This window comes from Pseudomonadota bacterium, from assembly GCA_039028155.1.
GTDB lineage: Bacteria > Pseudomonadota > Alphaproteobacteria > SP197 > SP197 > JANQGO01.
Genome location: JBCCIS010000050.1, coordinates 1 through 16,860 on the forward strand (window position 1 = coordinate 1; position 16,860 = coordinate 16,860).

Consider the following 16,860-nt stretch of genomic DNA (forward strand, 5'->3'; position numbering starts at 1 on the left):
GCAGGCGGCCCCGACATGGGCGGCATGGGCGGCATGGGTGGTATGGGCTTCTAGAGCCCGATCGGCCCGCATTTCATATGCGGGCCGTGAATCGGTCTCTAATTTTGTGAAGTAGAGCAAGATTCACGTGTCGGACCAAACTGGTCCGACACGACCTTGCTCTAAGCTCAGCCAACCTTCGTTACCAAAGATTGGGGTCGCGGCTCATGCCGCGGCCCCTTTTCTTTTTTATCAGCCGGTGCCGCAGACCGTGTGAAATCTCTCGGTCGCCGCGTCGCGGCCGACAGCGTCGACCCGCTTCATTTCGTCAAAAAACCGCATCGCTTCGGCCTTCGCGTCATAGCGCGACTCCGCCTGGAACGCGTCGCGCCATGCATACACCAGGACGCAGACGGCAAGGCGGATCATCACGCAGTCATAGATACACGCCACCTCGTCGTTGGAAAGCGGATTGACCGCCGCATAACTCTCCAGAAACGCCTCGATGAAGCTGATCGGGTCATCGCTCGACGCGGTCAGTTCCATGGCCGCGGTCGAGACATCCTGGATCAGCGGACCGTCGACCATGTCGCCGAAGTCGATCACGCCGCTGATTTCGGCATCATCACCGGGCACAGCCAGGATGTTCCCGCGATTGGCATCGTTGTGAATGACCTGATGGCGCAGGCCCGCCATCGTCGGCAGTGTCTGCGCGGCAAACCGATCGAGTGTCTCGCGCACCATCTCTTCGGCCGCGCCATCGCCGATCAACGCAAGGTGCTGGCGCATGGCGTCGGCACGGCGGATATCCCAGACCAGAGCCTGATCCGGCGCGGCCCGTTCGAACGACCTGAGCGCCAGCCCAAGTTTGGCAATCGTTGAGCCGACCGCGCGCATGATCGGCGGCGTCAGTGTCATCTCCCTGAGCGGCACGCCGGGACAATAGGTCAGCGCGAAGACCATCAGCTCCTCGCCCGCCTCACTGGTTACCCGGGTCCGCGCCTCGCCCGCGTGCGTCATGACGACGCGCGGCACGGGCAGGCTAGGGTCCGTGCTTTCGATGTGGCGCAGCGCCGCGATCTGAAAGTCGATGACGGCGGGGTCCTCGTTGACGTTGCAGACCTTCAAGACGATGTCGGCGCCGGAACCGGCGTTGACGCGAAAGTTCCGATCGCGCTCACTCGATTTTGGTTCCGCGTCGGCATCGATACCGAACAGCGTTACCGCCGCATGGCGCGCTTCCTGTTCGGAGAAAACGGGCGGATTGGATGCCAGCGCCATCAGCGCCGGTGCTTCAGCCGACGTACTCACGCAAACTCCCCTTCGTCAAGGTGCAGGAAACGCTTTGGGATCAAGGAACCGGCGCAATACGTTACCGGTCAGCTTGGCGACGTTGTTGTCGAAACTGTTCCAGGTCAAGCTGCCGATCCAGGCAATCGAGCCGGTCGAGAACACAGCACCGCCGCCGGGTGTTTCGAAGAACACCATGTCGGCGCGCAGGTTTGGGTTCTGCGAACCGTCGATCAGCGGCGAAGCGTTGTCGATCTCCTCGGGGCCTGGGTAGTAGGTATCGGAATGACCTTCCGATGATGCCAGCACGAGCGCGTGGGGTGGCGATCCCTTGCCGCGGTCATAGCGGTCGACCTCAATCCCGGCCGCGCCGCCGCCGACCGTGCCGAAGTCGCCGATGATCTCGTCATCGATGCCGTCAAAGACGAAGGTGGCGCGTGGGTCGTTGCTGGCTTCGGTGCGCCGGTAATACGACGAAACATCAAAGCCCTGCCCGGCCATGCCGACACCGGCGATGGCGTGAATGGGACGTCCCTGGCGCTCCCACATGCCGCCATAGGTGCCATCGAAGCTGTGGTAGTACTCGCCGCCTTCCGCGACCCAGTCGCGAATGCCGTCCTCGCCGCGCCTAAGCTCGATCACGCCCGGCATGTCCGGATGGTAGGCGACACGCCAGTAGAAGCCGTTACCGCCCAGATACATCATTCGGCCGCCCTGGTTGAGCCATGCCGACAAGGCGTCGTGCATGGCGAGCGAATAGTATTCGGGGTGGCTGCCGGTCAGCACCACGCGGTAGCGGTTCAGGAGGTCCAGGCCCTCCTCATTCAACTCCTCATCGGTCGCGACGTCGCACGCGAAACCCTCGTGATCCAGCCAGTCGATCAGCGGCAGGTCGGCATTGAACTGCCAGGGATAGGTCCCGGCCGGACCGACCCAGGCGTTGGTGACACCGGGCCGGAAGTTGAGCACCGGCCTGAGGCGCGAGCTGTAGCAGACACCGCTGCCGTCGCCATGAACGTCATAGAGCGAGTAGCCGAGATCGGGTCGCTGATCGAGCAGCAGATCCTGGGCCGAGAGACCGTTCAGACCATTCGAGAACGCCTGCAGATAACCACCGCCTTGTACCGCCGAATGTTCGTTGGCATAGGCCATGTAGCTGGCGCTGGGCATCAGAAACAGGGCATCGGCGGTCGCCTTGCCGCGCGGCGGCAGGACAACGAAGGGGATGTGGTCATCCTGATCGCCCGCCACGATCCGCGCCGCGTAGATGCCGCTGGCGAGATCGGCGGGAACGTCGAGCGTCACGTCGTCATCCCAACCGCAGTCATAGATGTCGTCGTCGTGGAAGTGGATGGCGCCGTACTGTTCCGGCGCCTTGGTCCAGTCGAGCACCGCACCGGTCCAATTGTGCCCCTTCATGGCGCGGGCCGGCAGATTGACCAAGCGCCCGTCGTGGCCGTTTGGACCGGTGTCGATAATGCGGTCGCCGGTCGTGGCCAGCGCGAAATCCCAAGCCGCGACCGTCGTCGCACATTGACTGGGGTCGTTCTGAAAATGCAGCGCGCCGGCCTCGTCAAGGACGCTGGATGCGACGCGTGGCGCGTCGATCTTGCCATTGAAATGATGCGCGGTTGCGCACGGTCCTCGTGCATCGTCACCGGCGGCGGCAAGCCGGAACTTGAGTGCGGCCGTGTCGTGCTGGTTTGCAACGTCACCAGTTTCGTCGGCGCACCGCGCCATGCCCGGGTACTCCTTTGCCGGCCGCTGCCAGACGCGGACACGACCGGTGCCTCCATCAAAGCTGGCGCCTACCCATGCCCATTCGCGCGCCAGAAGAGGCACGCCGGCCGAGATCGCACCGTCGGCGCCGCTACCCAGCTTCAGTGCGACAGCACCGGTGTCGTCGAGAAAGAGCGCGGCGCCGCGCCCGGCGCCGGCATCCCAGGAGCCCATGACCACCTGCTCGCCGTCGCCCGGCAGGGTCGGCCAGATCCAGGCGCACAGGCTGAAGCTTGCCGATGCCAGCAAGTCGGCATCGTCATCGATGACCGCGAAGGATCCCGCGTGGATCGGCTGGACGCGGGCCGGGTAATCGTCGGAGGCCGGTGTCGCCACCACGTGCTCGATCAGGCCGCGTCCATCGGGATGCAAATCCCCGGAGACGAGCCGCACGATATCAGCGCGGAAGCTCGCCGTGCCTTCCGCACTGACCTTGAAGCCAATGGTCTCGCCCGGAGCCACGGCGAGGCGATCGGCATAACCGATGATCTTCTTTTCAGGCAGCCCGCTCACGGCGTCAGGTCCTCGCCGGTAAGACCCTTCCAGCGCAGCCGGAAGACCGCGCGTTCGGCCTCGAGTGGGTCGTCATATGCCACATCGCCGATCAACTCGACCGGTGTGCCGCGTGCGCCGACCTTCTGCGCCAGGCGCCATTTCCGAAACGGCTCAATGCAGACCAGGATGTAGGGCGGCAAGGACGGATCGGTCCGCATGGCATTCAGCAGGCGTCTGAGGTCACCGCTATGGGGACCGGCGGGCTGCGCCATGAATTCCGCGACAAGATCCTTGCGGCTGGGATCAATGACAGGCATGGACGTGAAGCATGGTTGGTTGAAGGCCGCCGCATCTTGGCCCGGCCCGCGCCAATGATCCAGTAGGCCGATCGACGGGCCGACAGAATAAAGAGGCCTTCATGGTTGATCCCGAACGTGTCGCCGCCATCGTTGCCGAGACCGCGGCCACCGACATCATGCCCCGCTTCCGCCAACTGGCGGCCGGCGACGTTCGCGACAAGGCGCCGGGCGACATGGTGACCGTGGCCGACGAAGCTGCCGAGGCGACGCTGTCGCGCCGGCTGGGCGAGCTGCTTCCCGGCGCGCTTGTCGTTGGCGAGGAAGCGGTGGCGGCCGACCCGGCGGTGCTGGACCGCCTCACTGCCGATCAGCCGGTGTGGATCATCGACCCCGTCGACGGCACGACGAACTTTGCGGCCGGCCTGCCGCTGTTCGGCGTGATCGTGGCGCTTGCCCGTAACGGTGAAACCCAGATGGCGTGCCTCCATGATCCCGTGCATGGCGACATGGCGTTGGCGTCGCGCGGCGACGGCGCGACCTGCAACGGTAAGCCGATCCACGTGTCGTCGCCGAAGGAGCCGGCACGGATGTTCGGTACGGTCAAACTTCGTTTCGGCGACCGCGCCCTACCACTTCGGATCGTCGAACGCTGCCAGCAGGTGCCGCCCTTTGTCGACCTGCGGTGCGCGGCGCTGGAGTATCTGGCGCTCGCCTCAGGCCGGCTCGACTTCGGTCTATATCGCAAGCTGGCGCCGTGGGATCACGCGGCCGGCATGCTATTGCACGCGGAGGCCGGCGGTCACGCCCGGAATCTCGATGGCACGGCCTATCGTCCGGACGGCCCGCTCCAAACCGAGGGGATGTTGATCGCGCCGGATGAAGCAAGCTGGACCGCGCTTTACGATATCTTAATCGCCACCGGCTAACATCTGGGCGTGTGCCGTCCTTTGACGGCTAGCGTGGGTTTGGCGTGAACCAATGGCCAGACACACAAACCCCACATTTGAGTAGCCAAATTGGGTAAATGGAATCGTCGGCGAGTCGGGCCATACTGACCCCGAAGAAGATTAGACCCGTCGGCTGCGCTGATCGCCAGATATGAGGGCGCCTTGGCAGACCCGTTGGCGGCCTAGGCGCAAGGCAGCCGACATTCAGACGATGAAGAAGTGTTAGATGGTTGACCAGGCAAACAGCAGTGACGTGCCCGAACGGACACCGCCTGAATTCGGCACGCTTCGAGCGGTTGATGAGGCGCCATCCGAGGATTTCGTTGCCGCGGTCGAACGGCGCGCCGCCCTTAAGGGCGATGTCGCCGGCCGCACCATCAACTGGCGCTTGCGTCGCCGGCTTAAACGGTTCGCCGGCGCCGTTGTCGGGCTTGCCGTCGTGGTCGCGATCGCGGCCGGCGCTTACTTCTACCGCGAGGATGGCGGCGACCCCTTGAGCGATTCGGTGACGGCCGTCGGATCAGCGGCCGACACGGTCGAAACCTGGATCGACGAACAGACAACGGCGATCTCGAACGATGGCGCGGGCACGTCGTCGGGCACCGTCGTTGATCAGGCCGACCAGGAAGTCCTTGCCTATAACGCCGGGACGTCGTCGCAGGAAACAACGCCCGAGGCTGCCTCGGGGACAACGCTAGCGGATTCGGTCAATGCCGATGCTGATGGCGCGGCCAATGACAGTGCTGTAGCCGAAGACGCAGATTCCTCAAATGTGGCAACGGAAGAGCCCGGTGTTGCCGGCGCCGATACCCTCGAGAGCCAAGCGGCCGACATCGCTCCTGCCGAACCGGATGTCGAAACCGTCGACGCCTTGGCCGCAGACACACCAGACATCACCGCCCCGAGCGAAGCGGGAGATGTCGTCGACAGCAGCGACATCGCCGATATGGCGTCGACAGCCGAAAGCCTTGCTGCCGACGATCTGCCGGAGAGCAACGTCGCGGCAACGGATGCCGCTGAGAACGACGCCGTCGAGACAGAGCCCGTCGAGATAGAGGCCGTCGAGACAGAGGCTGTCGAGACGGAACCCGCCGCAACCGCACCGGAAACCCAGACCAGCGATGCCGCGTCGTCCGAAACGCCGGATGTCGCGGATGCCGTCGTGCCCACGCCGGAGGCGCCACCGTCTTCGGATGACGGTTTGACCGACGAGAGCACTCCTGACGTCGCCGATGCCGCTGCGGACACGGCCTTGGATGACGTGCCCGTGCCGCCGCTGCCCGCTGAAAACATCGCCGATATTGAAACGGCCCTGCCCGACGAGACGGTGTCCGACGAGACCCCGGCCGATGAGCCGGTCGAGGTCGCCGAGGTCACCGAACCCGTCGTGCCTGTCGCGGAATTGCCGGTCGTCTCCGCCTACTCTCATGCCGGTACTCGTGTTGAGCTCGCCGATTACGGCACTGCGGAGCAAGCCCAGGAAGGTTGGCGGGAACTGAAGTCAGAACTGGGCGGCGTGGTCGGCGACCACAATCCCGTCATTGAGGAAGGATCTGCCGGCGCCGGTCTGATCTATCGCGTGCAGATCGGTTACTTCGACTCCGCCTTCGCCGCCGCCAACTTCTGCACCGCCGTCATGGACCGCAAGGTCACCTGCACCGTCATTCCCCAGTAGACAGGGTTCAAGGAAGCGGGCGCACGGTGATGGCGGCCCAGGCCCACTGTTCCTCCGTTTCAACGGCGCCCGACCGCTCCTGACGCAATCTCTTGAGCGCCTCGTCGGGGTTCTCGCCACGTTCGACCAGCAGGCGCAACCCAATCATGCCCGATCGGCCCTTGCCGCCACGGCAATGCAAAAGGACGCCCTCGCCGCTGTCCAGCAAGCTATGCAGACGTCCCGATAGATCGGGCCATCGCGCTGCCTGCGCCGCATCCAGACCGCGGAAATCGCGAACTGGTAGATGCGCCCAATCGATGCCTACTTGACCCAGCAACGAACCGAGCTCGGTGCTGCCGCAACGGTCCATCTCAGCCTGCTCGGTCATGGATAGGACAATCGCCGGCGACCACCGCTTGATCTGAGCCAGGTCCGAGGCAAGGTCGCCAAAGAGGCCGGGCATCCGGCACAATCCTATGCGACCGCGCGGAACAACGCCCAAGGTCGCGATGGAGAGCGTTTGGCTCGGCAAGGCGTCGGACTAGGGCGCGCGCTTCAGCCGGTGCATCAGGCTGGAGGTGTCCCAGCGGTTGCCACCAAGGCGCTGGATCTCGGCGTAGAACTGATCGACCAGCGCGGTCACCGGCAGCAAGGCGCCGTTATTGGTGCGCGCCTCGGCAAGCGCAATACGCAGATCCTTGCGCATCCAGTCGACGGCAAAACCGAATTCATACGCATCCTCCAGCATGGTATGGCCGCGGTTTTCCATCTGCCAGCTGCCCGCCGCACCTTTGGAGATGACATCGATGACCTGTTTGCCGTCGAGGCCGGCGCGCTGGGCAAAGTTGAGGCCTTCGGCCAGGCCCTGGACCAGGCCGGCGATGCAGATCTGGTTGGCCATCTTGCAGAGCTGACCGGCGCCGACCGGACCCATCAGATTGACCGCCTTGGCGTAACATTCCATCACCGGACGGGCGTGTTCGTAGTGCTTTTCGTCGCCGCCGCACATGATGGTGAGCTGGCCGTTCTGCGCACCCGCCTCACCGCCGGAGACCGGCGCATCGACAAACCCGTTGCCCTTGTCGGCCAGCGCCGCCGCGACCTCGCGCGCCACATCAGCCGATGCGGTCGTGTGATCGACAAAGACGGCGCCCGGCTCCATGCCGTGGATCGCACCGTGGTCGCCCGTAATGACGTCGCGCACGCTGGGGTCGTCGCCGACACAGGCGAAGACGATCTCCTGCCCTTTCGCAGCCTCAGCCGGGCTTGCGGCGCTGGCGCCGCCATGCTGATCGACCCAGGCCGTCGCCTTGTCTGCATTGCGGTTATAGACGGTGACCTCATGGCCGCTTGCGGCCAAGTGACCAGCCATGGGGTAGCCCATGACCCCCATTCCGAGGAACGCAACCTTCACGACGAATTCTCCCTAGCGAGCGCGAATAGACATCACGACATATGATGTGTGGGCGCATCATAGGCGGCGGGCTTCCGTCCTGGCAACGCAGGGTCAGCCTTGCTCTCGGCGTCAAGATGCGTATGCTCGCGCGCGAACCACTCCTTTGAGGTCTCAACCATGTTGGCGTCGATCTTCATCACCATCTTTTTCGGCATCCTGGGCGTCCTCGGCCTGTTCATCGCAGCCGGCTCGCCGCACGGTTCCAGCGTCTACATGGGCTTGGGCCTGGTGGTCCTGTCGTGGTTCCTGTTGGTCGGCTATCACGCCAACCGGTCCGAAAAGGCCGCCCGTGCGGAAGACGCCCACTAACCCACGCCCGGCCCTGTTTGGGTCCGGTTCGATACGCGCCTTAAATTCGCCCGGATGGGCGGTGACAGTCTGCCCCCATGACATCAATGATCGCCGAGGGGACTGAAACCATGTCGCCTCAACGCCGAATCTTCACCAGTCTTTGCTTGGCCTCGACCATGGCGCTTAGCGCGCCGGCGGCGTTGGCCGATGACGAGACGGCGCCTGAATCCGACCAGAATCCAGCCGTGTTGGCCGAAGAGGCCGCCGAAAAGCTGATGCTGGCGCTGGAGCTGATGCTGATGGCGATCCCGCAATACGCCATGCCGGAGATCATGGATAACGGCGATATCATCATCCGCCGCCTCAACCCGGAGGACGGCGAGACGTCGGGCGATCCGGAAGCCGACGAAACCGAGATTTAAGCGAGCCTTCAACTCTCCCCCGGGGCCGTGTTAAGACCCCGCCGCCATGTTGACCTTAAGCGATATCACCGTGCGCCTTGGCGGACGGGTCATTATTGACGGCGCCAGTGCGACGATCCCCGACGGCCACCGTGTCGGGCTGATCGGACGCAACGGCGCCGGCAAGTCGACGCTGTTGAAGGTCATAACTGGCGAACTGGACCCCGATGGCGGCGATGTCGAACTGGGCAGGAACCGTCGCATCGGCCTGATCGCCCAGGAGGCGCCATCCGGCGATGGCACGCCGCTGGAGACGGTTCTGGCCGCCGATATCGAACGCGCCGATCTGCTGGCCGCCGCCGAAAGCGAAACCGACCCCGCGAAAATCGGCGACATCCATAACCGGCTGGCCGATATCGACGCCTATGCCGCGCCGTCACGCGCCGCGCGCATCCTTGCCGGCCTCGGTTTCACCGAAGCCGAACAGCACCAGCCGATCGAAAGCTTCTCCGGCGGTTGGCGGATGCGCGTCGCCCTGGCGGCCCTGTTGTTTACCGAACCCGAGATCCTGCTGCTCGACGAGCCGAGCAACCATTTGGACCTCGAAGCGACGCTGTGGCTGGAATCGTTTCTGAAAAGCTATCCCAAGACGCTGATCGTGGTGAGCCACGAACGCGATCTCCTGAACAACGTCGCTAATCACATTCTGCATCTGGCCGCCGGCAAGCTGACTCTCTACCCCGGCGGCTATGACGATTTCGAGCGGCTGCGCGGCGAACGCCTGGCGCAGCTCGAGGCACTGCGCACCAGACAGGAGCAGCAGCGCAAGCACCTGCAAAGCTATGTCGATCGCTGGCGCTACAAGGCCCATACGGCGCGCCAGGCGCAGAGCCGTCTGAAGGCGCTGGCGCGCATGCAGCCGGTCGCTTCCATGGCCGAAGGCGAAACCATCGCGTTTGAGTTCCCCAATCCCAGCGAATTGAAGCCGCCGTTGGTGACCTATGACGGCATCGCTGTCGGTTATCAGCCGGAAACACCGGTGCTACAGGAGGTCGGCCTTCGGCTCGATCCCGACGACCGGATCGCGATGCTGGGCCGCAACGGCAATGGCAAGACGACGCTTGCCCGGCTTCTGGCGCACCGGCTGGAGCCGATGGCCGGTGACCGTCACGAGGCCACTAAGCTGAAGGTCGGCTACTTCGCCCAGCATCAGGTCGAGGAACTGCGCTCCGGCGACACGCCCCTGCAGCACATGACCCGCCTGATGCCCGACGCCAAGCCGGCCGCCGTGCGCGGGCAACTCGGCCGGTTTGGGTTTTCCGGCGACAAGGCGCTGACGGAGGTGTCGAAGCTCTCGGGCGGCGAGCGGGCGCGCCTGGCGCTGGCGCTCATCACCCGCGAAGCGCCGCATGTGCTGATCCTGGACGAGCCGACCAACCATTTGGACGTCGATGCGCGAGAAGCGCTCGTCCAGGCGATCAACGACTTCACCGGCGCCGTCATCCTGGTCAGTCATGACCGGCATCTCGTCGAATTGACGGCCGATCGCCTGTGGCTGATCGCCGACGGGACGGCGCGCGAATTCACCGGCAGCCTGGATGACTATCGCCGCCAGGTCCTGAGCGGATCGGGCGAAGCGAAAGATGCCGCCGAGCCAGGCGGCAAGGTCAACCGCAAGGAAGCGCGCCGCGCCGCGGCCAAGGCGCGCGAACGCACGAGCGCGCTGCGCAAACAAGTCAAGGAAGCTGAAGCGCTGATCGAAAAACTGTCGCGCGAGCGCAGCGAGATCGACCACGCGCTGTTTCATCCCGATCAGTACGAAGGCGACAAAGCCGGCCAACCCGCAACAAACCTGATGAAGAAGCGCGCCGATATCGAAAAGCGCCTGGAAAAAGCGGAAGCCGACTGGCTGGATGCCCAGCACAAGCTGGAAGCCGCCGAAAGCGACGCGGCCTGACCGCACCGACGACATAGCAGACAGGGGGCCATCATGATGCCTGTTACTTTGGCGAGAAGGATCGTCTGGCTGACCGCCGCCGTGCTCGCGACGGCAATGGCTATGTCGCCCGTCTATGCACAGGAAACGAACGGCATTGTCGTGCTTCAGTCGGACAAAGGCACACGGCACGGCGCGGCCGCCCAGATGAAGGGTATCGCCCTTTCATTCGACTCCTATCTGCAGGTCGTCGATTCGACCCATGATATCGCGCCCTTCGATCTGTGGGAGGCCGCGCAGACCCTGGACGCCGCGCTCGGCTATTTTCCCCCCGGCACGGTGTTCGTGTCGGCCGTCGACGATAGTCCGTTATCGGAAAGGCAACCGGTCGTGATGCTGACCGAGAGCGGACATTTCATCGCGACACCGGACAACGGTACGTTGACGCTGGTTGCCGAGAACTACGGTGTCGTCGATGTTCGTATCATCGAGGTGACGCGCAACCCCGAACCAGGCGATCAGGACTATTACACGTTCACCGGGCGGGACGTGTTTGTCGCAACGGCCGCCGCGCTCGCCGGAGGCATTATCGGCTTCGGCGACGTCGGACCTTCGATCGGCGGTTCGTATGTTCGTCTCGAGCTCGATGAACCCAGGATCAGCGCCGGCACCATCACCGGGTTCGTCAGCCTGATCCACTATCCCTTTGGCAACCTGTGGACCAACATCGACCAGGAAACCTTCAGCTCACTCGGCGCCAGCTACGGCGACGTGCTGACGGTAACGATCTCCGAAGACGACCAAGTCATCTATCAGGATTCAGTCACCTATGCCGCCGCCTACCCAGACGTCGAGCCTGGTGCGCCGCTGATCCTGTTGAACAATGTCGGTAACATGTCGCTGGCCCTGAGTTTCGCGAACTTCGCGGAGACTTACGGCGTCGGCGCCGGCCCGCAATGGCGGATTACCTTCGAACGGTGACGGCACGAACGGCCGCGTGGTCCAGTAAACCGTCAGCTCAGATGGCGCTCATAGTGGGCGCGCGCCTTCGCCCGGTTGCCGCACGTGGTCATCGAACACCAGCGTCGTGTGTGACCGCGCGAGGTGTCCAGGAACAGCCACCCACAATGGGTCCCCGGGCACGTCTTGACGTTGCCGACCTGACCTGAGGTCAGGAGCTCCGACGCCGACCACGCGACCGGACCCATGAGCCATGTCTCAAGACGAGCGCCGGCGTCGTAGGTTACGCCGCCCTCGCTCGCGACAAGACGCGCGTGGCGTGCGCCCAGCGCCATCGCCTTGTTCAGCCGTTCGATGTCTTCCCTCGCGTGATCGCATCTGCTGTCAGGCGAGAGAAGCCGATGGAGGCTCTCCCTGAGCGCAAGGCACGAGCTCATGGTCCCGGTGTCTGTCGTTCTTTGGTGACCGGGAGCCAACAGGCCGACATGGCGACCCCATGCCCAAAGGTCGTCGTGATCCCCCAGGAACTCCCGCTCGATCCCGTCTCCACCGCGATTGGCTGTGTTGACGAAATCGAGGCAAAGCCTACCGCCGAACAAGCCCAACGAACCCGCGCCTACTGACACCATCGCCGTCACCCCCGGCCAAATCAGTTCTAACCAGCTTAGCGGTTGACTCCGCCATTCCCTAATCTCTATACCTAACCTATTAAATGGTTAGATGTGCAGACGATGCAAGATACAGATGATACGGTCGTCCTCACGTGGCGCGGTATCAGAAGCGGCATACCGGATATCGCGCCGGTCGCGCTCTATGCCGTCGTGCTCGGCATCGCCTTTGGCGCGGCGGCGCAGCAAGCCGGTCTGACGGACGTCGAGACAACACTGATGAGTGCCGCCGTGTTTTCTGGCGCCGCGCAGTTTGTCGCGCTCGACATGGGCCTGGATCGCGCCGGCCTGGGCGCCCTCCTGCTGGCGGTGCTGGCCGTCAACACACGGCATGTCCTGTTGGGCGCGGCCCTCCATCCGTGGCTGCGCCACCTCGGCCCGTGGCGGCGCTTCGGCACCGCGGCCCTGCTGAGCGATGCGAACTGGGCGATGGCCATGAGCTACCGTGCGCAAGGCGGCAATGATGTCGGCGTGCTCGTCGGCGGTGGATTGGCGCTATGGGTCTGCTGGTTTACCGGCACCGTGGCCGGTCTGACCGCCACCGGTGCGCTGCTGGACCCTGAGCGCTACGGCCTCGACATCCTGATGCTCGCCTTCTTCGCGACCGTCCTGGTCAGCATGTGGCGCGGGCGCGTGAACGTGTTGCCCTGGTTAGCGGCGGCGATCGTCTCCCTACTCGGCCTGTGGCTGCTCCCGACGAACTGGCACATCATGGCGGGTGCCCTCGCAGGCGGTGTCGTGGGCGCAGCGCTCTACCGTGAGTGACCCCTCGACAATCCTTGTCATCGTGGCTCTGGCCGCGGTGACCTACCTGACCCGGGCCGGCGGTCTGTTGATCATGAGCGTGGTGCCGGTGACGCCACGTATAGAAGCCTTCCTGGAAAGCCTGTCGAGCTCCGTGATGGTCGCCATCGTCGTGCCCGCGCTGCTGACCGGTGATACCGGCACGATCATCGGCATCGCGGCTGTGTTTGCCGCCATGGTGATGACAAAGAACATGCTGATTGCCATGACAGCGGGTGTCGTGGTTGCAGCGCTTACCCGGCTGTCGCTTGGAGTCTGAGCAAGGCTCCTACCAGTGCCGTACGACGGCATCGGTCAACAGCTCGATGCCGTCGTCGGTCACCAACACAGTCTCTTCGAAGTCGCCGACATAACCCATGTGGCGCACACTGCGCTCGACACAGAGCACCATGTCCTTTTGCAACACCGTCTGATCGGATTCGACCAGCCACGGCGAATCCCAGCCAAGACCGATGCCGTGGCCGAAACCCTTGAACGCGCCCTCCAACGGGAAACCCTGTCCCTCAAGCGCCTGGCGTCCAACCCGCGCGACCTCGGCGGCGGTGACGCCGGGGCGGATGACGTCCATGGCGGCCTGGACAGCGATGATCGGTGCCTCGAACACGCGCACCTGTTCGGCGGTCGGCTGGCCTATCGGCTTGGAGCGGGCATGATCGAAGTAGTAACCGTCGACGGCGCCGGAAATGCCGACATGGAACCAGTCCCCGTCTTCCAGGACATCGTCGGAGCCCCAGGTCGGGAAACTGTTGGCGACGGACCGCGGGTTGTTGCCGCCGCGCCCCGACGACATGAAGGAGTTGTAGAGAATGCCGCCCTGGGTCACCAGCACCTCCATGCCGGCGGCAACCACCTCGCCATGGCTGACACCCGCCTCGGCGCGGTCCAGCATGGCCTCGGTCGCCTGACAGCCGACCTTTGACGCACGCCTGAGCGCGGCGATCTCGCCCGGCGATTTCACCATACGGATGGTCATCATGATCTCGTCGGCGGGCAGCCACTCTGCTTCGGGAAACGCCGCCGCCAATCGGCGGTGGACGGCCCACGGCAGGGTGTCCGAACCGGCGACGCCAATGCGCGCGGACTGCAGGCCGGCCTTGCCGATCGCCTCGATCAGCGACGCAATGACATCGCCGGTGATGACATGCTCGTCAATGTGGAGTTCCTCAGGCCGTTTGGGCACATCGTCGGCGATCAGAACCGGCGCTTCGTCTTTGCCCATCAGAACGAACGCATGCGCCCGCGCCGTCCATTCGCCGGGGACATCGGGGATGAACGGGAAACGCGTGTAGAAGTTCGTGAGGTACATGACGTCGGCGTAGCGGTCCGTCGTGCCGCCGCCACGCGAACACACCAGCAGTGCGTCCAAACCGGCGCGCGCGACCGCTTGGCGCACTTTCTCGCGGCGTTCGTCGAATTCCCTGGCGCTGATCCCTGCTGTCATGACAACTCCCGTTACGCTGCGTTCTCTCTCGCCTGCCTGATCAAACGCCAGAGCTTGTCAGGCGTTGCCGGCATGTCGACATGGCGCACACCGATCGGGCGCAAGGCGTTGAGCAGCGCGTTCATCGCCGCCGGCGCCGATCCGGTGGCGCCCGCTTCGCCACATCCCTTGACGCCCAGCTTGTTGTTTTTGGCCGGGACCTCGATGGTCTCGAAAGCGATCGACGAGAGGTCGCTGGCGCGCGGCAGCTGGTAATCCATGAACGAACCGCTCAAGAGCTGGCCGGTCTCGTCATAGACCGTATGTTCGGCGAAGGCCTGACCCACGCCCTGCGCAACACCGCCATGGACCTGACCCTCGACCAGCATCGGGTTGACGATAACGCCGAAGTCGTCGACGACCAGATAGTTCAGAATGTCGATGACACCAGTTTCCGGATCAACCTCGAGCTCGCACAGATGCGTGCCGTTGGGAAAGGTGACGCCCGGCGCCTTGTAGCTGCCAACGGCCTGCAGGCCAGGATCCGTCTCAGGCGGCAGTTTGGCCGGGTTCAACGCGGCCGCCGCGACTTCTGTCAGGCTGACCGAGCGGTCAGTGCCGACGATGCGGAACGAGCCGTCGGCAAATTCGATATCCGCCTCCGACGCTTCCAGGGCCTGGGCGGCGACCTTGCGACCTTTGTCGATGACGTTGTCGATGGCGACGGCGCAGGCATTGCCACCGACAGCGATGAAGTTCGAGCCGCCGACACCACTGCCATAGGGCGTCGCGTCACTGTCGCCTTGGACGATCCGCACGTTCTCGATGGGCACGCCCAGCCGGTCGGCGGTCAATTGGGCATAGGCCGTATCGTGCCCCTGACCGTTGGTAATCGTGCCGACAAAAAGCGTCACGCCGCCTGAGGGATCGACACGAATGTCGACCATGTCCGGCCCGCCGCCGCCACACCGTTCGATGTAACAGGCGAACCCAAAGCCTCGCAGCCTGCCGGCGTCGGCTGACGCCTTGCGCCGTGCTTCAAAGCCGGCGTGATCGCCCAGCGCCAGCGCGCGCTCCAGATGGCGGGCGAAGTCGCCGTCGTCGTATGTCATGCCAACCTGGGTCACGTAAGGAAACTCGTCGCGCGGGACGAAGTTCTTGCGCCGCAACGCCTCGGGCGCGACGCCCAGCTCAGCCGCCGCCTGATCCATCAAGCGTTCGACACAGTAAGCCGTCTCTGGCCGGCCGGCGCCACGATAGGCATCCATCGGCACCATGTTGGTGTAGACCGCGCGCACGCGCACGTGGATCGCCGGGATATCGTAGAGGCCCGACAGCAGAATGGTGCTGGCGGAGGTCGGCACCGCCGGCGCGTAGTTCGAGAGATAGGCACCAAGATTAGCGATCAGGTCGACTTTCAGGCCAAGAACGCGGTGGTCGCAATCCAATGCCAGTTGCGCTGTCGTCACGTTATCGCGGCCCTGGGTATCGCTCATGAACGATTCGGTGCGCTCACCAGTCCAACGCACGGGCCGGCCGAACCGGCGCGCGGCGTCCAGCACCAACACCTGCTCAGGGTAGAGGAAGTTCTTCATGCCGAACGCGCCGCCGACATCGCCGGTGGTCACGTGGACGGATGTCCGCGGTACGTGGAAGATCTTGTCGGCCAGGACGTTTTGCAGGAAGTGGACACCTTGCGAACCGGAATCCAGTTCAAAGCGCTGAGTCGCTGGATCATGACTGCCGCGCGACGCCCGTGGCTCCATCGGGTTGACGATGACGCGATTATTGACGAGGTCGAGCGTGATGACATGTGCCGCACCAGCAAACGCCGCCTCGGTCGCGGCCTTGTCGCCGTTCGACCAGTCGAGCGCGACGTTGCCTGGCGCATCCGGCCAGATTACAACCGCCGTTTCCGCCATGGCACCTGCTGTAGAGGCGACAGCATCGAGCGGCTCGAAGTCGACCTCGATCAGTTCGGCGGCGTCTTTCGCCTGGCTCAACGTCTCGGCCACAACGAACGCGACGGGCTCGCCGACGTGACGGATGCGACCGCGGGCCAACGCCGGACGCGGCGGATGGTACATCGGCGTGCCGTCACTGTTGTCCGGACGGACCGAACAGGGTAAATCGCCAACACCGTCCGCATCCAGGTCGTCGATCGTGACGACACCGATGACGCCGGATGCACCGCGCGCCGCGTCGACGTTCAGACTGACGATATCCGCATGGGCATAGGGCGAGCGCAGGACATAGCCATGGACCTCGCCAAAGGCAGCGCCGTCATCGGTAAAACGGCCGTTCCCGGTGATCAGACGCAGGTCTTCGATGCGGCGGACCGGTTGGCCCAGGGCAAACTGGCTCAACGCCCCGCTCCTTGCACGTGCATCAGGAAGTATCCCCGGCGCGGCGTGGTACCCGCTCGGCGAACGGCTTCATGATAGGCACGCGAAGGGCTCGCAAACAAGCCGGTTGCCG

At 64.2% G+C, this 16,860-nt stretch carries 16 protein-coding genes; 8 read left to right on the top strand and 8 right to left on the bottom strand.

From position 1 onward, the window contains the following. Positions 1–231 precede the first annotated feature (231 nt). From AAF563_20375 to AAF563_20385, 3 genes are read right to left on the bottom strand one after another with little or no spacing between them, the layout of a single operon-like run. Positions 232–1,290, bottom strand: a complete 1,059-nt coding sequence (locus AAF563_20375) for a phosphotransferase (GenBank protein ID MEM7123643.1) — start codon at positions 1,288–1,290, stop codon at positions 232–234. Between the two features lie 15 nt (positions 1,291–1,305). Continuing rightward, positions 1,306–3,561 carry a N,N-dimethylformamidase beta subunit family domain-containing protein gene (locus AAF563_20380; GenBank protein ID MEM7123644.1) on the bottom strand — a complete coding sequence of 752 codons (2,256 nt, stop codon included), beginning with the start codon at positions 3,559–3,561 and terminating at the stop codon, positions 1,306–1,308. Beyond that, complete coding sequence (locus AAF563_20385) at positions 3,558–3,860, bottom strand: hypothetical protein (GenBank protein MEM7123645.1); 303 nt, start codon at positions 3,858–3,860, stop codon at positions 3,558–3,560. Before AAF563_20385 ends, AAF563_20380 begins: the two co-directional genes overlap by 4 nt. 101 nt (positions 3,861–3,961) lie before the next feature. On the opposite strand from AAF563_20385, the gene AAF563_20390 reads away from it, so the two are divergent. Then, positions 3,962–4,768, top strand: a complete 807-nt coding sequence (locus AAF563_20390) for an inositol monophosphatase (GenBank protein MEM7123646.1) — start codon at positions 3,962–3,964, stop codon at positions 4,766–4,768. Between the two features lie 247 nt (positions 4,769–5,015). Continuing rightward, positions 5,016–6,464, top strand: a complete 1,449-nt coding sequence (locus AAF563_20395) for a hypothetical protein (protein MEM7123647.1) — start codon at positions 5,016–5,018, stop codon at positions 6,462–6,464. A 7-nt stretch (positions 6,465–6,471) separates the two neighbouring features. Here AAF563_20395 and AAF563_20400 read toward each other — a convergent pair whose 3' ends face one another. Both AAF563_20400 and AAF563_20405 read right to left on the bottom strand, forming a co-directional pair. Continuing rightward, positions 6,472–6,909, bottom strand: coding sequence for a protein phosphatase (locus AAF563_20400; protein ID MEM7123648.1), 438 nt, complete (start codon positions 6,907–6,909; stop codon positions 6,472–6,474). Positions 6,910–6,987: 78 nt separating this feature from the next. Then, a complete protein-coding gene (locus tag AAF563_20405; GenBank protein ID MEM7123649.1) occupies positions 6,988–7,860 on the bottom strand; it encodes an NAD(P)-dependent oxidoreductase in 873 nt (290 codons plus the stop codon). A gap of 159 nt (positions 7,861–8,019) precedes the next feature. On the opposite strand from AAF563_20405, the gene AAF563_20410 reads away from it, so the two are divergent. From AAF563_20410 to AAF563_20425, 4 genes are all read left to right on the top strand, one after another. Beyond that, the gene (locus AAF563_20410; GenBank protein ID MEM7123650.1) at positions 8,020–8,211 is read left to right on the top strand and encodes a hypothetical protein; all 192 of its coding nucleotides are present in this window, start codon (positions 8,020–8,022) and stop codon (positions 8,209–8,211) included. A gap of 110 nt (positions 8,212–8,321) precedes the next feature. Beyond that, on the top strand, positions 8,322–8,615 hold the full coding sequence (locus AAF563_20415) for a hypothetical protein (GenBank protein ID MEM7123651.1): 294 nt from the start codon (positions 8,322–8,324) through the stop codon (positions 8,613–8,615). A gap of 46 nt (positions 8,616–8,661) precedes the next feature. Further along, positions 8,662–10,551, top strand: coding sequence for an ABC-F family ATP-binding cassette domain-containing protein (locus AAF563_20420; protein ID MEM7123652.1), 1,890 nt, complete (start codon positions 8,662–8,664; stop codon positions 10,549–10,551). Positions 10,552–10,584: 33 nt separating this feature from the next. Beyond that, positions 10,585–11,511, top strand: a complete 927-nt coding sequence (locus tag AAF563_20425; GenBank protein MEM7123653.1) for an SAM-dependent chlorinase/fluorinase — start codon at positions 10,585–10,587, stop codon at positions 11,509–11,511. 32 nt (positions 11,512–11,543) lie between these two features. Here AAF563_20425 and AAF563_20430 read toward each other — a convergent pair whose 3' ends face one another. Then, a complete protein-coding gene (locus tag AAF563_20430) occupies positions 11,544–12,119 on the bottom strand; it encodes a CGNR zinc finger domain-containing protein (protein MEM7123654.1) in 576 nt (191 codons plus the stop codon). Between the two features lie 102 nt (positions 12,120–12,221). Here AAF563_20430 and AAF563_20435 point away from each other — a divergent pair, with 102 nt between their 5' ends. Both AAF563_20435 and AAF563_20440 read left to right on the top strand, forming a co-directional pair. Then, positions 12,222–12,923, top strand: a complete 702-nt coding sequence (locus AAF563_20435; GenBank protein ID MEM7123655.1) for an AzlC family ABC transporter permease — start codon at positions 12,222–12,224, stop codon at positions 12,921–12,923. Continuing rightward, the gene (locus AAF563_20440) at positions 12,916–13,221 is read left to right on the top strand and encodes an AzlD domain-containing protein (protein ID MEM7123656.1); all 306 of its coding nucleotides are present in this window, start codon (positions 12,916–12,918) and stop codon (positions 13,219–13,221) included. Before AAF563_20435 ends, AAF563_20440 begins: the two co-directional genes overlap by 8 nt. Before the next feature lie 9 nt (positions 13,222–13,230). Here the strand turns inward: AAF563_20440 and AAF563_20445 are convergent, their stop codons facing one another. Together AAF563_20445 and AAF563_20450 are read right to left on the bottom strand one after the other, a co-directional pair. Beyond that, the gene (locus AAF563_20445; protein ID MEM7123657.1) at positions 13,231–14,403 is read right to left on the bottom strand and encodes a Xaa-Pro peptidase family protein; all 1,173 of its coding nucleotides are present in this window, start codon (positions 14,401–14,403) and stop codon (positions 13,231–13,233) included. Between the two features lie 11 nt (positions 14,404–14,414). Beyond that, positions 14,415–16,748 (bottom strand): xanthine dehydrogenase family protein molybdopterin-binding subunit, encoded by a 2,334-nt coding sequence (locus tag AAF563_20450; protein ID MEM7123658.1) that lies wholly within the window; start codon positions 16,746–16,748, stop codon positions 14,415–14,417. Positions 16,749–16,860 lie beyond the last annotated feature (112 nt).

Bases quoted from the DNA above. Each gene is read 5' to 3' on its own strand.
- AAF563_20385 (MEM7123645.1), bottom strand. From the start codon at position 3,860: ATGCCTGTCATTGATCCCAGCCGCAAGGATCTTGTCGCGGAATTCATG.
- AAF563_20390 (MEM7123646.1), top strand. From the start codon at position 3,962: ATGGTTGATCCCGAACGTGTCGCCGCCATCGTTGCCGAGACCGCGGCC.
- AAF563_20395 (MEM7123647.1), top strand. From the start codon at position 5,016: ATGGTTGACCAGGCAAACAGCAGTGACGTGCCCGAACGGACACCGCCT.
- AAF563_20400 (MEM7123648.1), bottom strand. From the start codon at position 6,909: ATGCCCGGCCTCTTTGGCGACCTTGCCTCGGACCTGGCTCAGATCAAG.
- AAF563_20410 (MEM7123650.1), top strand. From the start codon at position 8,020: ATGTTGGCGTCGATCTTCATCACCATCTTTTTCGGCATCCTGGGCGTC.
- AAF563_20415 (MEM7123651.1), top strand. From the start codon at position 8,322: ATGTCGCCTCAACGCCGAATCTTCACCAGTCTTTGCTTGGCCTCGACC.
- AAF563_20420 (MEM7123652.1), top strand. From the start codon at position 8,662: ATGTTGACCTTAAGCGATATCACCGTGCGCCTTGGCGGACGGGTCATT.
- AAF563_20425 (MEM7123653.1), top strand. From the start codon at position 10,585: ATGATGCCTGTTACTTTGGCGAGAAGGATCGTCTGGCTGACCGCCGCC.
- AAF563_20430 (MEM7123654.1), bottom strand. From the start codon at position 12,119: ATGGTGTCAGTAGGCGCGGGTTCGTTGGGCTTGTTCGGCGGTAGGCTT.
- AAF563_20435 (MEM7123655.1), top strand. From the start codon at position 12,222: ATGCAAGATACAGATGATACGGTCGTCCTCACGTGGCGCGGTATCAGA.
- AAF563_20445 (MEM7123657.1), bottom strand. From the start codon at position 14,403: ATGACAGCAGGGATCAGCGCCAGGGAATTCGACGAACGCCGCGAGAAA.